Raw genomic sequence first — 13,244 nt, forward strand, 5'->3', positions numbered from 1 at the left:
AATGTCTCTGGGAGGAGAAAAATATGCGCAAGACAATGTTGGGCCTGGCCTTTGCCGCGGCGGCTTTCGCCGGGGTGGTCCATGCCGAAGACAAGAAGGTGACGATCGGCGTTTCCATTCCCGCTGCCGACCATGGCTGGACCTCGGGTGTCGTGTTCCACGCCAATCGCGTGGCCAAGCTGCTGATGGCGCAGCATCCGGGCCTCAACGTCATCGTCAAGACCTCGCCGGATGCGGCAAGCCAGGCAAACGCCGTGCAGGATCTTGCCACGCAAGGGATCGACGCGCTCGTCATCCTGCCTTCGGATCCGGACCCGCTGGTCAACGCCATCAAGGAAGTCAAGGACAAGGGCAAGTTCGTGGCGATCGTCGACCGGGCGCCGAGCACCAATGACAGCACCATCCGTGACCTCTATGTCGCTGGCAATAATCCGGCGCTCGGACAGACGGCTGGCGAATATATCAAGGCCAATACGCCGGACGCACAGGTCGTCGTCATTCGCGGCCTGCCGATCCCAATCGATCAGCAGCGCCAGGACGGTTTCGACAAGGGGATCGCCGGCTCCAAGGTCAAGGTTCTCGACCGCCAGTTCGGCAACTGGAACCGCGACGACGCCTTCAAGGTCATGCAGGACTATTTGACGAAGTACCCGAAGATCGACGTCGTCTGGTGCCAGGACGACGACATGGCCGTCGGCGTGCTGCAGGCCATCGATCAGGCAAAGCGTACCGACATCAAGTATGTCGTTGCCGGCGCCGGCTCGAAGGATATGGTCAAGAAAGTCATGGACGGCGACAAGCTCATCCCCGTCGATGTGCTCTACCCGCCGGCAATGGTCGGAACGGCGCTTGAACTGACCGCGGCGAATTTCTATGGCCAGGTACCGGTGCGCGGTACCTACCTCGTCGATGCGACGCTGGTCACCAAGGACAACGCCAAGGATTTTTACTTCCCCGATAGCCCTTTCTGATCTCGCAAATTCGATGCGCCTATCCGCAAGGGTAGGCGCATTTTCAGTTTTGATGACCTGTCTGCAGCGTCAGGCCAAGGTGACTTGCGGCTTTTTCGCTTGCGTGATTAGGTCGCCACCTATTGGAATGTGACGTCTGCTCCAAATCTTTCTCGATGGTGCAAACGTGCCTTGCCCCCGCCAAATTGCGTGTTAAAACATATCATAAACGTTTACGGTCGACGTTCAGGGAGGAATTCGACATGAAAACCATCAAGGGTCCGGCTTTGTTTCTCGGGCAGTTCGCTGGAGACGCGGCGCCTTTCAATTCCTGGGATGCCATCACCAAATGGGCGGCCGACACGGGCTATATCGGTGTGCAGGTGCCGACATGGGCAAGGCAGCTGATCGACCTGAAGAAGGCTGCGACCTCCAAGGACTATTGCGACGAATTTGCCGGCAAGGCGCGCGAGAACGGCGTCGAGGTGACAGAGCTTTCGACCCATCTTCAGGGCCAGCTCGTCGCCGTTCACCCGGCCTATGACGAAGCCTTCGACGGTTTTGCAGCTCCTGAAGTGCGCGGCAATCCGAAGGCGCGGCAGGCCTGGGCGGTCGATCAGGTGAAGATGGCACTGACGGCCTCGAAACATCTCGGCATCAAGGCGCATGCGACCTTTTCAGGCGCCCTTGCTTGGCCGTTCATGTATCCCTGGCCGCAGCGTCCGGCGGGTCTCGTCGAGACCGCCTTCGAGGAACTTGCCCGCCGCTGGAAGCCAATCCTCGACCATGCCGACGAGAACGGCGTCGATGTCTGCTACGAAATTCATCCGGGCGAAGACCTGCATGACGGCGTCACCTTCGAGATGTTTCTCGAACGTGTCGGCAACCACCCGCGCGCCAATATGCTCTATGATCCCTCGCATTATGTGCTGCAGTGCCTGGATTACCTCGACAACATCGATATTTACAAAGACCGCATCAAGATGTTCCACGTCAAGGACGCGGAGTTCAATCCGACCGGGCGTCAGGGCGTATATGGCGGCTATCAGGGCTGGGTCGAGCGTGCCGGCCGCTTCCGCTCCCTCGGCGACGGGCAGGTTGATTTCGGGGCGATCTTCTCGAAAATGACGGCCAATAATTTCGACGGCTGGGCCGTGGTCGAGTGGGAATGCGCGCTCAAGCATCCGCAGGACGGCGCTCGCGAGGGTGCCGAGTTCGTCAAGGCGCACATCATCCGCGTCACCGAAAAGGCTTTCGACGACTTCGCCGGCAGCGGCACCGACCAGGCGGCAAACCGGCGGATGCTGGGGATTTAGGCACGGTTACCCCTCTTCCTTGTGGAGAGGGTGGCGCGAATGCGCCGGGAGGGGTCTTTCCCATTCGGGAAATTCCCCGCACCAACCCGTCCCCACAAGGGGGAGGGGCTTAACCCCGCATTGGCCCAATTCGCTAGGTATCAATTCCAGGAGAAACAAATGGCAATCGAAGGATCATCGGCAGAAGCGCGCGAGCCGCGTATTCGTCTCGGCATGGTGGGCGGCGGCGCCGGCGCCTTTATCGGTGCGGTGCACCGAATAGCGGCACGGATCGACGATCAGTTCGATCTGGTCGCCGGCGCGCTTTCGGCATCGCCTGACAAGGCCCAGGCTTCGGGGCGCGACCTCGGCCTTGATCCGTCTCGAACCTATTCGAGCTATCGCGAGATGGCGATCCGCGAAGCAAAGCTGAAGAACGGCATCGAGGCGGTTTCGATCGTCACGCCGAACCATGTCCACTACGATGCGGCCAAGGAGTTCCTGCGGCGCGGCATCCATGTCATCTGCGACAAGCCGCTGACATCGAACCTTGCGGACGCCAAGAAGCTGAAGAAGATCGCCGATGAGAGTGGTGCGCTGTTCGTGCTGACCCACAATTACACCGGTTATCCGATGGTGCGCCAGGCACGCGAGATGGTGGCGAACGGCGAACTCGGGGATATCCGTATCGTCCAGGCCGAATATCCGCAGGATTGGCTGACCGAAGCGATCGAACAGTCGGGCCAGAAGCAGGCCGCCTGGCGCACCGACCCGGCCCAATCGGGCGCAGGCGGTTCGACCGGCGATATCGGCACGCACGCCTATAATCTCGCAGCCTTTATTTCAGGGCTGGAGCTCGATAGCCTGGCTGCAGACCTCGACAGCTTCGTCGAAGGACGTGTTCTCGACGATAACGCCCATGTTATGCTGCGGTTTAAGCCCAAGGGCGCTGAAAAGCCGGCCAAGGGCATGCTCTGGTGCAGCCAGGTGGCGCCGGGACACGAGAACGGCCTGATGGTCCGCGTCTATGGTACCAAGGGCGGCCTCGAATGGACGCAGAAGGATCCGAACTATCTCTGGTACACGCCCTACGGTGAACAGAAGCGGCTAATTACCCGCAATGGAGCCGGCTCCGGTCCCGCTGCTGCCCGCGTGTCGCGCGTGCCGTCAGGCCATCCGGAAGGCTATCTCGAAGCATTCGCGACGATCTACGCCGAGGCTGCCCGTGCCATCAACGCCGTCAAGAAGGGCAAGGCGGTCGATCCCGATGTCGTCTATCCCACAGTCGACGACGGCGTGAAGGGTGTCGCCTTCGTCGAGGCCTGCGTCGCCTCGTCAAAGCGCAATGGTGCTTGGGTCAAGCTCTAAATAAACCGAAAGGGCGGCTTGAGGGCAGGCCGCTCCTTTTCCGGTTTATCAACTGCAACGTTACAGATTTGTCGTATCGGGGCTGTACAAGGCCATTTTGACTGGTTTAAACCGCTACTGCCTTTTGCTGACGTTCGGGAGATGCCGATGATCGATCCAAAACTGTTTGCCGACCGCTTTCCGGGCGATTTCACCTTTGGCGTCGCCACTGCCGCCTTCCAGATCGAGGGAGCGACGAAGGCAGACGGACGCAAGCCTTCCATCTGGGATGCCTTCTGCAACATGCCGGGGCGTGTTCACAATCGTGACAATGGAGACGTCGCCTGCGACCACTACAACAGGCTGGAGCAGGATCTCGATCTCATCAAGGACATGGGTGTTGAAGCCTATCGCTTCTCGATTGCCTGGCCGCGCATCATCCCGGAAGGGACCGGTCCGATCAACGAGGCGGGCCTCGATTTCTACGATCGCCTCGTCGACGGCTGCAAGGTGCGTGGCATCAAGACCTTTGCGACCCTTTACCATTGGGACCTGCCCTTGGCGCTGATGGGCGAGGGCGGCTGGACCGCGCGCTCGACCGCCTATGCCTACCAACGCTACGCAAAGCTGGTTATGGCCCGTCTCGGCGACCGGCTGGATTCGGTCGCGACCTTCAACGAGCCCTGGTGCATCGTCTGGCTCAGCCACCTCCATGGCATTCACGCCCCAGGCGAGCGCAACATGGAAGCGGCACTCGCCGCCATGCACCATATTAATCTTGCGCACGGTTTGGGTGTCGAGGCCATCCGTGCGGAAGCGCCGAATGTGCCCGTCGGCCTCGTCCTGAACGCATCCTCTATTATTCCGGGGTCGGACAGTGCGGCCGACAAGGCAGCCGGCGAGCGCGCGCACCAGTTCCACAATGGCGCGTTTTTCGATCCGGTCTTCAAGGGAGCCTATCCGAAGGAATTTCTCGAGGCGCTCGGCGACCGCATGCCGACGATTGCCGAAGGCGACCTCAAGCTGATCAACCAGAAGCTCGACTGGTGGGGCCTCAACTATTACAAGCCCGACCGTGTTTTCGACGATGCTGCGAAAGCCGGCGATTTTCCGTGGACGACGGAAGCGCCGCCAGCCAGCGACGAAAAGACCGATATCGGTTGGGAGATCTACGCGCCGGGCCTGAAGCTGCTCGTCGAAGATCTCAACAGGCGCTACGATTTGCCGGAATGCTACATCACGGAGAACGGCGCCGCCTACAACATGGGCGTCGTCAACGGCGAGGTCGATGACCAGCCGCGGCTCGATTATTACACCGAGCATCTCGGCATCGTCGCCGACCTGATCAAGGACGGCTATCCGATGCGTGGCTATTTCGCTTGGAGCCTGATGGATAATTTCGAGTGGGCGGAGGGCTACCGCATGCGCTTCGGTCTCGTTCATGTCGACTACGAAACGCAGGTGCGTACCGTCAAGAAAAGCGGCAAGTGGTATAGCGAGCTGGCCAAGCTGTTTCCGAAGGGAAATCACAAGGCGGTGTGAGGGGTGGCCTCTCGCCCGAATCGGCGCTTGGCTGTAACTCATGGGAATGAGTGACAAGCAGCTGACATTCTACGCACTTTGCGGCAGCCAGCGGCGGGCCTCCACGAACCGGGCATTGCTCGAGGCTCTGAGGACCGCTGCTGCCAATGGCATCGCAATCGAAATCTGCGAGCTGATTGGTGATCTGCCGATCTTCAATCCGGATAGGGAAGGCGCACTCACCCCTGAGATCGTCGAGCGGTTCGCCGAAAAGATCCGTCTGGCGGACGGGCTGATCGTCGCTTGCCCCGAATATGCGCACGGGATTCCAGGCGGCCTCAAGAACGCGCTCGATTGGCTCGTTTCACGCAGCGAAGTGCCGTTCAAGCCTGTCATGATCGCCCATTCGTCGCATCGCGGCGAGCTTGTTCTGTCTCAGTTGACGGAAGTCTTGACGACGATGTCGCTGAGGGTGGTGGCGGACGCCTTCGTGCAATTGCCGCTGGTCGGAAAAACGCCGCAGGCGCAGAACGCGCTTCTTTCCGAGGCAAAATCGTCGGGATTGCTGCAAGAGGCACTTCGGCGGTTTGCCGAAACCATCGGTCGCCCCTAGCGTCCCGTCTTCGAGATTATGACGGGTTGGTCTACGCCGAGAATTGGCAGTTCTTGAGGCGGGATGAGCAGCTGGACGCTGCGAGTTATAATCTCGGTGACGGGACATAGGTGGTGGCAGGCACGGCGCAGAAGGCCGGCGCCTGCGGCGATTGCCATTGATATCGTACCGCACTCCGCCAGGCGGGCCGCCAGATCACGACGGCTGAACGCTCGGCGGCATTCGTCCGTGAGACCGGGCTTGGAGAGCACGGCGCCCGGCCAGGCCTGATCGGAAACTGCTTCGCACAGTCTCTCGACCAACTCACTAGGACAAACCGCGTGCGCCCGGCTGGAAAGGTCGAGGGGCAGCGTCACCTGTGGGAGGTAGCGGCCTGATTTGACATCGGTTCCTCGGCGAGCGGGAATGTTGTCGCTGTTGCAGATCGGCTTGGCCGGGCGTCGCTTGGAAACGGCGACAATACCCTCGATCTTCGGATCGGCCACTTTCCTGGGGATCACCGCTTCTTGGTGCGGTACTTCGACTGGCATCCGGCCGAGATCGCCTGGCGCGAAGACAATCGACATGTCGACGACGGGATGCTCGTGTCGGGGATGGTTCACCTCGCGATGTCCCGCAGGACGTTGCGGAACCTATGCGGCTACTGGCACGGCAACCATCCGCCTGAATTGGTGTGGGAGGGTGGCGAGAGCCCTGACGGGTAATAGGAGAGGCTGGAGCGGTTTTCGCTGCTCCAGCCCTAAAGCCCGGCGAAGACCAAGATCAAAGATCCCATAGCGGTGTCGTTTTCGTATGACCCTGAACATGCGGCGGACCATACCGGGGCACGGATGGGGGGCGACCGGATTCTAAACTTGGCGGCAGTGATCACTTAGTGGTAGTTCAGATAACTGATGTTTAGTCCTTTTAATTGACTTTGCTTTGGGAAACCGACTGCACGAAGCCGAGGCAAGAAACTTTGCATCGCTTCTCGAGCAGAAAGATGAAGTTCAATACAGGTCTCGAGCCAAGACCAGACGAGATGCCGATAGAGCATTAGAACGGTTGGAAGAATATGCGGACTGGGCCGAACGAATAATCGCCGAGTGATCCTGAGCATTGGAAGCCCGCGCCTCGCGGAACGTGCGCAGCACGAAGTTTCGGAGGTCGAAGTCTTTGAAGAGCTCCGAGATGGTCAGACGCGCGTAGTCCTGGTGGCAGTTGTTACCGAATTGCGAAAAACTGCCGACAATTTTATTGCTGACTGCATTGATTTGGACAACGCCCAGGCGATGGCGGCATTCGGCTGCGACCAGCTGCAGGCTGTGTCTTTGACAAGCCCATGGCGGATATTGAGATCGACCTGCGGCTTGCAGCTTACGCGGTGCACTTGGCAAGCAAAGACGACGAGGCCGCTGCTGCCTGATCAGCCACCGATACGCTCGTGACCGCGCTTCCTTGCAAGTGCAATCTGGCGCTGGCGCTCGCGATAACGCTCCCGGTCGTCTTCCGTGCGCTCGCTGTGGCAATTGCTGCAGGAAACACCCGCCTCGTAGAAAGGCGAGGTCACCTCTTCGGCCGTGATCGGCGTGCGGCAGGCGTGACAAAGCCTGTGCGAGCCTTCCTTCAATCCATGTTCGACGGAGACGCGCTCGTCGAAGACGAAGCAGGCGCCTTCCCATAGGCTTTCCTCAGCCGGCACGTCTTCCAGATATTTCAGAATGCCACCCTTGAGGTGGTAGACCTCATCGAAGCCCTGTTCCTTCATGAAGGCGGTCGCCTTCTCGCAGCGAATGCCGCCTGTGCAATACATCGCGATCTTCGGCTTTTCGTGCAGACCGGGATTGTTCTTCACCCATTCGGGAAATTCCCGAAATGTCTTCGTCTTCGGGTCGACCGCGCCGCGGAAAAGGCCGATCGCGGTTTCGTAGTCGTTGCGGGTGTCGATGACGATTGTGTCAGGACCGGAGATCAGGGCATTCCAATCCTTAGGTGCGACATAGGTGCCGACGATATGGGTCGGGTCGATGTCCTCGACGCCCATCGTGACGATCTCTTTCTTCAGTTTCACCTTCATGCGCACGAAAGGCATCTTCGACGCACGGCTCTCCTTGTGCTCCAGGTTTGCGAATTCGGGTTGGGCGCGCAGAAAGGAAAGTACCGTGCCGATGGCCGCATCCGTGCCGGCGATCGTGCCGTTGATGCCTTCGTGAGCCAGAAGAAGCGTGCCCTTGATCCTGTTCTGGTCACACAAGGCCTGCAACGGTTCGCGAAAGGCTTCAAACCGCAAAAAAGAGGCAAAATGATAAAGCGCGGCAACAAGGAATGTGCCGTCATTCTTCGAATGCTGGGTGAGGGGGGCGTCTGTCATGCGCCCGAAATACAATGTCAAAGCCTGTCAGGCAATGACGATTTGCACTTGCCGTATCAGGCTCGTTGCCTGGCGACGGTACCGCGCGCCGGTGAGACCGTCAGCGGCGGGCCCCACACCAAAGACGCTCTATCATCTTGGCCTCGTCATCCGGGTTGTCGGAAAATACGTGGCGGGCCTTTTCGAGCGACGCGCTTCGAGCCAACTGCTGACGGGAAATGATGGCTTCCAGCAATCGCGCCTGGTCATCGCTTGCGGTGAACAGGTCGCGCTCGCGATTGACGACTTCGGAAAGGGCGGCAAGATCGTGATAGCGGCCAAGGATTTCGACGAGCGCCTTTGCCTCGACTTGCTTGGCATGCATCGCCGCGGGCCAGAGATCGCGCAACAAAGCGTGGTACATCCAATAGTTCTGGCAGCGTTTGCGCAATTCGTGAAACTGGTCGGTATGGGCTTGCGTTCTGCAGGCCGTAAGCGCTGTAACGGCCTTCTGGGAGGTCTTCCTCCAGCTCTTCTTCAGCAATCCGGCGACGTCGCCCTTGTGGTCCTTGAATGAGGCGTCGTCGAGCGCACGTAGCGCATCGCCGCAAGTCTCGATTGCCGCCTCGGTCTTGGCTTCGATATCGGTTTCAGCGCGCGCCACCCAGTCGCGCCGCACGGCCAATGTATCGGCCACCCGCGCGAGCGCAGACGCTTCCTCCTGCGATGTCGCGGTCTCATGCAGATATTTGCCGATCTCGACAAGTGCGGTTGCGTCGCGAAAGACGGCAAGCGATTTGGCAACGCCCTGCAGGCGCTTGTTTTCCTGCTCGTAGAATTCCGCTACATGCGCGACGGCTAGCCTATAGAGGCTTCTCGTCCGCTTCAGGTGCTTGCGGGCAGTGTGAATGGCCTCGTGCAAACCATCCGGCCGGTCCTGCAGAATGGCAATTGCCTTTTCAAGCTGTGCGCGGGCAGCAGCGCGAACCTCGGCGTCGAAGGATTTGTCCGGCCTGATCCTATAAGCCATGGTACTCATGCTCGAATTGCAGTGCCAGGGCCTGATTGGAGTAGCGGTATTGCCCCGTTACCTCCTCGCCCACCCAATCGGGGAGTTCCGGTTTGTCGCTCTCGTCATCCATCTCGACTTCGGCAATGATCAAGCCCGCATGGGCGCCCTCAAAGACGTCGACTTCCCAGGTAAACCCCTTGAACGGGACGACATGCCGTGTCTTCCTGATGATCAGGCCGATCGCGGTGCCAAGCAACTCCTCGGCGTCGGACGTGGGAATGGCATATTCGAATTCGTCGCGGGTCATGGTCCGGCCGATCTTGACGGTCAGCGTGGCGATATGGCCGTTCTCCAACCTTATCCGAACGGAACGATCGTCCATGGAGGCGATATAGGCCTGTCTCAGCAAGCGCGTCCGGGAAACGAAACTCCGCCAGCCATCGCCGCGAACCAAAAATTTCCGCTCGATCTCTTTTGCCATATGCCCGACATGCTCCACCCGCACCCTGCAACATCAAGGCTAGCGGAAGTTTGAGGCTTTTCCTACCCGTAGTGTGCCTTCACCTGCTTTTGTCTCGACAAGAAGTTCGGGGAGGGCTATTCGAAACTTCGGATTTTCAATCGTTTTAAGGGAGCACGCCGCACATGGGCGAGAAAACCGAAAAGCTTCTTTCCATCCTGAAGCTGCAGCCCGTCGTCCCGGTTCTTGTCGTGGAAGACGCCAAATCCGCAGTGCCTCTGGCGCGCGCGCTGGTTGCCGGCGGGCTGAGGGCCATCGAAATCACGCTCAGGACCACTGCCGCGTTGGATGCCATTCGGGCCGTCGCCGAAGAGGTCGAAGGCGCCGAAGTCGGGGCCGGCACGATCCTGAACGTCGCGCATTGGGAAGCGGCGGTCGCCGCCGGTTCGAAGTTCATCGTGAGCCCTGGGACCACCCAGGAGCTTCTCGACGTTGCGCGCCAATCCCATGTGCCGTTCCTTCCAGGAGCAGCGACCGCCAGCGAGGTCATGGCGCTGCGCGAGGAAGGCTACAAGGTCTTGAAATTCTTCCCCGCCGAGCAGGCCGGTGGCGCTGCATACCTGAAGTCACTGTCGTCGCCACTCGCCGGCACGTTGTTCTGCCCGACGGGCGGTATTTCCTTGAAGAATGCCCATGACTACCTCTCGCTGCCCAACGTGATCTGCGTTGGCGGATCCTGGGTGGCGCCGAAGGAGTTGGTGGCCGCGGGCGACTGGGACGGCATTACCAAGCTCGCTGCCGAGGCATTTGCCCTGACCGCCTGAAGTCGGAATGTGATTTTGTCGATGAACGCAAGGCGCCCTTTCTCGGGGGCGTCTTTTTCAATTGTCGACGGGTTTGCAATTTTCGGTTTCATTCCTATCTCGCTTTCAACATCGTGAAGACAGAGATAACAATGATCGATCCTAGAAAGCTTCTTGACCAATTTCTCGGCTGCCAGGTGCCGGGCGTGGACGGTACGGTGAAGGACAGGGCCAGTTCGTCACCCGATGTTTCTGCTTGGCAATCTTATGCCGCCGATCGCTGTTGAACTTATGTGGCATGGAGCGCATCCAGAGAGCGAAAACGCGCTCAAGATCAGCTTCACTATGATCCGTGCAACACCGCCCCGCTGTTACCGGCCTTCAGAAAGAAGGTTCTGAATATTGGGACGCCACTGACTGAGGTCTGCCATGCGGCGCGCGCCGCGACGAATGTGTGGAATAGCCGACAAAGATACAGATCAGGATTGCCAGGACCAGGCTGACAGGACCTGTTCCCCAGTCCAGGCCGCCGCGAACCTGCGAAACGCCCATCCAGTCAGCAAAGGACGCGCCGAGCGGCCTTGTCACGATATAGGCGAACCAGAAAGCTGGAATTTCGGGAAGACCCATCTTCCAGTATGCGATAGCCGGAACAGCGATGACTGCAGCAAACAACGCGCCGGATAGCAAATACCCCATCCCCAGACTGCTCGCCGTCATGTCCCCTGCAGCAGTCCCAAGCGCAAAGGTTGTCAACACCGTTGCCCAATAGAAAAACTCACGTCGCTTCGTATAGATGCTGTGGATGGAAAGTGTTCGTTCGCTCCAGTACCATGCGCCAAAAATCGCCAGCAATGAGGCAGCAAAGAAGGTGGTCGAAATCCAGTAGGGAACGCCGAAGCCGACATGCAGGACATCGGCAGCCATGGTGCCAAAGACGGAAACCATGACAACGGCCTGCCAATATTTCCAGGCATTGTAGCCCGGCGTAAAGAATTGAACTGCCAACGAGGCAATCAGAAAAATCGCCCCAATCCCAACCGCGATTGGCGGATCAATCTGGCGGACCAGAAAGTCCGAGGTCGTTTCACCCATGCCTGTGGTCAGGATCTTGATGATCCAGAAAATTGCGGTGACTTCCGGAACTTTCGAAGTCGCCTGCCGGAAACCTTCCACTTTTGTCGCTGATATCGCAACGGTATGGCTCAAGATATATCTCCGATCAAATTTACTGGGGTCCAAAATCGTTCTTGCAATTTGCTATCCTTGTATCTGAATTTAAGCCAACGTCAGATGTGACAAACTGACCGGCTTGGTGACATTTGCCAGAATTCCGCGAAACCGGAACGGAAGCCACAAGCTGCGAATTTCGATTTCACTCGTCCAGAAAGGGCCTGTGCGGAGCAGTCGGTAAAGTCCCGCTTATCGAATGTCTGTCTGGTGTCGCGCCCGTCGAATTGAAGCCGCGACATGACGGACTTGTCCCTGACATAGATGACCAGCGATCTGCCAGGCCGCAAAACCCGCCAGGCCTCCGCAAGAGCCGACTTCAATGGCTCGACAAAATAAAGGACGTTGACGGCGAGAATTCCATCCATCGACGCATCGTCTACCGACAGTTTCTCAAAAGACCGCTGCTTCAGCGACAATCTTCCGTCATTGACAGCCAAGTGGTTGCGCGCGTGCACCATAGCCATCATCGTCGAGGCGACGGTCTCGACAACAAAAGCCTGATTGTCCCAGGGACAGCCCGGCCGTTGCCTTTCGGCGGCGGCTGGCCTAAGCATCTCCTGCTATCAAGGGAGGGCTTTATGCGCGATCTGTCGAATTTCAAAGGCTGCCCGGCGCCGAAGCCGGTGACGCTCAAGGGCCGCTTTGTGACCGTCGAGCCCTATGACCGGGCCCGGCACCTGCAAGCTCTGTGGGACGGCCTCGGCGGCATGGCGATCAATCCGCTGCTCACCTATTTTTCACAGGACGATTTCGCCGGCATCGAGGATTTCGACAGCTGGCTCGAGAGCGTTCAGACCAAATCCGGCTGGGTGACGCATGTCTTTCGCGACAACGCCTCGGGCAAGGTCGTCGGCATGGCGAACTACATGCGCGCCGATCCGGCCAATGGCGTCGTCGAAGTGGGTGGTGTCGCCCATGGCGCCGACATGGCGCGCTCGCCACTTGCCACCGAAGTGCATTACCTGATGGCGAAACATGTGTTTGAAGACCTTGGATATCGCCGCTACGAATGGAAATGCAACAACGAGAACAGGGCCAGCAAAACCACGGCTGAACGCTACGGCTTCACCTTCGAGGGCGTTTTCCGCCAACATATGCTGTCGAAACACAAGAACCGGGATACGGCCTGGTATTCGATGATCGATGGTGAATGGCCTCTCATCAATGCTGCCTTCGAGGCATGGCTCTCGCCGGCCAATTTTGACAGGGAAGGCAAGCAGCAGCGACGCTTGCAGGATATTCGAGCCGAGCTTGCAACGGACATGGCGTCGTGACGCCGAAGAAGGCCGATGGCCGCTCGTCTGCAATCGCTGCGGCGTCCATCCTGCTTGTTGCCGGCGTGGTCATCTATTTCATGCCGACGATCGTCGTTTCGCTGGGCGCCTATTCGCCCTGGCTGGCGACAGCCGTCGGCGCCGGCCTGGTCTTATCGTTCTTTCTGGTCTTCTGGCTGCGGGCGCGGTACCAGCGACGCCACGAAGATTGATTTCGCGACGCCCAGTGGTCCTGCCGGCCACTGATTCCGACGGTGGAATGGTAAATGTCGCTCGGGGTTCCCACCTATATCCCCAGGCAATCGGCGAAATCGCCGGTGAATTGACGTTGTTCAGGCGCAAGGATGCTTCCTGCGGGACGGCAAGCAGCGCATAGTCGGCGCCCGCGGCTGGAAGAGTTTTAGATT

General features: G+C 59.0%; 14 protein-coding genes and 1 pseudogene. 9 read left to right on the forward strand and 6 right to left on the reverse strand.

Annotated elements, in window-relative coordinates:
* Positions 1-23: 23 nt before the first annotated feature.
* From AB4Z52_RS00075 to AB4Z52_RS00095, 5 genes are all read left to right on the forward strand, one after another.
* Positions 24-971: a substrate-binding domain-containing protein gene (locus AB4Z52_RS00075; protein WP_442215695.1), complete on the forward strand. Its 948-nt coding sequence runs from the start codon at positions 24-26 to the stop codon at positions 969-971.
* A 242-nt stretch (positions 972-1,213) separates the two neighbouring features.
* Complete coding sequence (locus tag AB4Z52_RS00080) at positions 1,214-2,266, forward strand: sugar phosphate isomerase/epimerase family protein (protein WP_442215696.1); 1,053 nt, start codon at positions 1,214-1,216, stop codon at positions 2,264-2,266.
* Positions 2,267-2,425: 159 nt separating this feature from the next.
* Positions 2,426-3,613: a Gfo/Idh/MocA family protein gene (locus AB4Z52_RS00085; RefSeq protein WP_442215698.1), complete on the forward strand. Its 1,188-nt coding sequence runs from the start codon at positions 2,426-2,428 to the stop codon at positions 3,611-3,613.
* Positions 3,614-3,760: 147 nt separating this feature from the next.
* Complete coding sequence (locus AB4Z52_RS00090; RefSeq protein ID WP_442215700.1) at positions 3,761-5,134, forward strand: GH1 family beta-glucosidase; 1,374 nt, start codon at positions 3,761-3,763, stop codon at positions 5,132-5,134.
* A 46-nt stretch (positions 5,135-5,180) separates the two neighbouring features.
* Entirely contained in the window at positions 5,181-5,726 is a 546-nt protein-coding gene (locus AB4Z52_RS00095; protein WP_442216619.1) for an NADPH-dependent FMN reductase, read from the forward strand.
* On the opposite strand, the gene AB4Z52_RS00100 is transcribed toward AB4Z52_RS00095, so the two are convergent.
* From AB4Z52_RS00100 to AB4Z52_RS00115, 4 genes are all read right to left on the reverse strand, one after another.
* The gene (locus AB4Z52_RS00100) at positions 5,723-6,328 is read right to left on the reverse strand and encodes a hypothetical protein (RefSeq protein ID WP_442215702.1); all 606 of its coding nucleotides are present in this window, start codon (positions 6,326-6,328) and stop codon (positions 5,723-5,725) included. The two genes, AB4Z52_RS00095 and AB4Z52_RS00100, sit on opposite strands and share 4 nt — an antisense overlap.
* An 803-nt stretch (positions 6,329-7,131) precedes the next feature.
* Positions 7,132-8,076: an oxygen-dependent tRNA uridine(34) hydroxylase TrhO gene (gene trhO / locus AB4Z52_RS00105; protein ID WP_442215704.1), complete on the reverse strand. Its 945-nt coding sequence runs from the start codon at positions 8,074-8,076 to the stop codon at positions 7,132-7,134.
* A 100-nt stretch (positions 8,077-8,176) separates the two neighbouring features.
* Complete coding sequence (locus AB4Z52_RS00110) at positions 8,177-9,085, reverse strand: CHAD domain-containing protein (RefSeq protein ID WP_442215706.1); 909 nt, start codon at positions 9,083-9,085, stop codon at positions 8,177-8,179.
* A complete protein-coding gene (locus AB4Z52_RS00115) occupies positions 9,075-9,548 on the reverse strand; it encodes a CYTH domain-containing protein (protein WP_442215708.1) in 474 nt (157 codons plus the stop codon). The genes AB4Z52_RS00110 and AB4Z52_RS00115 overlap by 11 nt, the downstream gene beginning before the upstream one ends.
* A 164-nt stretch (positions 9,549-9,712) precedes the next feature.
* Here AB4Z52_RS00115 and AB4Z52_RS00120 point away from each other — a divergent pair, with 164 nt between their 5' ends.
* Positions 9,713-10,351, forward strand: coding sequence for a 2-dehydro-3-deoxy-phosphogluconate aldolase (locus tag AB4Z52_RS00120; protein ID WP_442215710.1), 639 nt, complete (start codon positions 9,713-9,715; stop codon positions 10,349-10,351).
* 131 nt (positions 10,352-10,482) lie between these two features.
* Positions 10,483-10,572, forward strand: a pseudogene (locus AB4Z52_RS00125) (tellurite resistance TerB family protein); the annotation flags it as partial.
* 139 nt (positions 10,573-10,711) lie between these two features.
* Here AB4Z52_RS00125 and AB4Z52_RS00130 read toward each other — a convergent pair.
* Together AB4Z52_RS00130 and AB4Z52_RS00135 are read right to left on the reverse strand one after the other, a co-directional pair.
* A complete protein-coding gene (locus AB4Z52_RS00130) occupies positions 10,712-11,539 on the reverse strand; it encodes a COG4705 family protein (RefSeq protein WP_442215711.1) in 828 nt (275 codons plus the stop codon).
* 80 nt (positions 11,540-11,619) lie between these two features.
* Positions 11,620-12,117, reverse strand: coding sequence for a class I SAM-dependent methyltransferase (locus AB4Z52_RS00135; protein WP_442215713.1), 498 nt, complete (start codon positions 12,115-12,117; stop codon positions 11,620-11,622).
* A 24-nt stretch (positions 12,118-12,141) separates the two neighbouring features.
* On the opposite strand from AB4Z52_RS00135, the gene AB4Z52_RS00140 reads away from it, so the two are divergent.
* Together AB4Z52_RS00140 and AB4Z52_RS00145 are read left to right on the forward strand one after the other, a co-directional pair.
* Complete coding sequence (locus tag AB4Z52_RS00140) at positions 12,142-12,837, forward strand: GNAT family N-acetyltransferase (RefSeq protein WP_442215714.1); 696 nt, start codon at positions 12,142-12,144, stop codon at positions 12,835-12,837.
* Positions 12,834-13,049, forward strand: coding sequence for a hypothetical protein (locus AB4Z52_RS00145; RefSeq protein WP_442215716.1), 216 nt, complete (start codon positions 12,834-12,836; stop codon positions 13,047-13,049). Before AB4Z52_RS00140 ends, AB4Z52_RS00145 begins: the two co-directional genes overlap by 4 nt.
* Positions 13,050-13,244: the final 195 nt, after the last annotated feature.

The sequence above is a fragment of the Rhizobium sp. 2YAF20 genome (genome assembly GCF_052114685.1).
In the GTDB taxonomy this organism is placed as follows: domain Bacteria; phylum Pseudomonadota; class Alphaproteobacteria; order Rhizobiales; family Rhizobiaceae; genus Rhizobium.

What these genes read in the sequence shown, in the direction of transcription:
- AB4Z52_RS00075 (WP_442215695.1), top strand. Translation starts at nt 24, where the DNA reads ATGCGCAAGACAATGTTGGGCCTGGCCTTTGCCGCGGCGGCTTTCGCC.
- AB4Z52_RS00080 (WP_442215696.1), top strand. Translation starts at nt 1,214, where the DNA reads ATGAAAACCATCAAGGGTCCGGCTTTGTTTCTCGGGCAGTTCGCTGGA.
- AB4Z52_RS00085 (WP_442215698.1), top strand. Translation starts at nt 2,426, where the DNA reads ATGGCAATCGAAGGATCATCGGCAGAAGCGCGCGAGCCGCGTATTCGT.
- AB4Z52_RS00090 (WP_442215700.1), top strand. Translation starts at nt 3,761, where the DNA reads ATGATCGATCCAAAACTGTTTGCCGACCGCTTTCCGGGCGATTTCACC.
- AB4Z52_RS00095 (WP_442216619.1), top strand. Translation starts at nt 5,181, where the DNA reads ATGAGTGACAAGCAGCTGACATTCTACGCACTTTGCGGCAGCCAGCGG.
- trhO (WP_442215704.1), bottom strand. Translation starts at nt 8,076, where the DNA reads ATGACAGACGCCCCCCTCACCCAGCATTCGAAGAATGACGGCACATTC.
- AB4Z52_RS00110 (WP_442215706.1), bottom strand. Translation starts at nt 9,085, where the DNA reads ATGGCTTATAGGATCAGGCCGGACAAATCCTTCGACGCCGAGGTTCGC.
- AB4Z52_RS00115 (WP_442215708.1), bottom strand. Translation starts at nt 9,548, where the DNA reads ATGGCAAAAGAGATCGAGCGGAAATTTTTGGTTCGCGGCGATGGCTGG.
- AB4Z52_RS00120 (WP_442215710.1), top strand. Translation starts at nt 9,713, where the DNA reads ATGGGCGAGAAAACCGAAAAGCTTCTTTCCATCCTGAAGCTGCAGCCC.
- AB4Z52_RS00135 (WP_442215713.1), bottom strand. Translation starts at nt 12,117, where the DNA reads ATGCTTAGGCCAGCCGCCGCCGAAAGGCAACGGCCGGGCTGTCCCTGG.
- AB4Z52_RS00140 (WP_442215714.1), top strand. Translation starts at nt 12,142, where the DNA reads ATGCGCGATCTGTCGAATTTCAAAGGCTGCCCGGCGCCGAAGCCGGTG.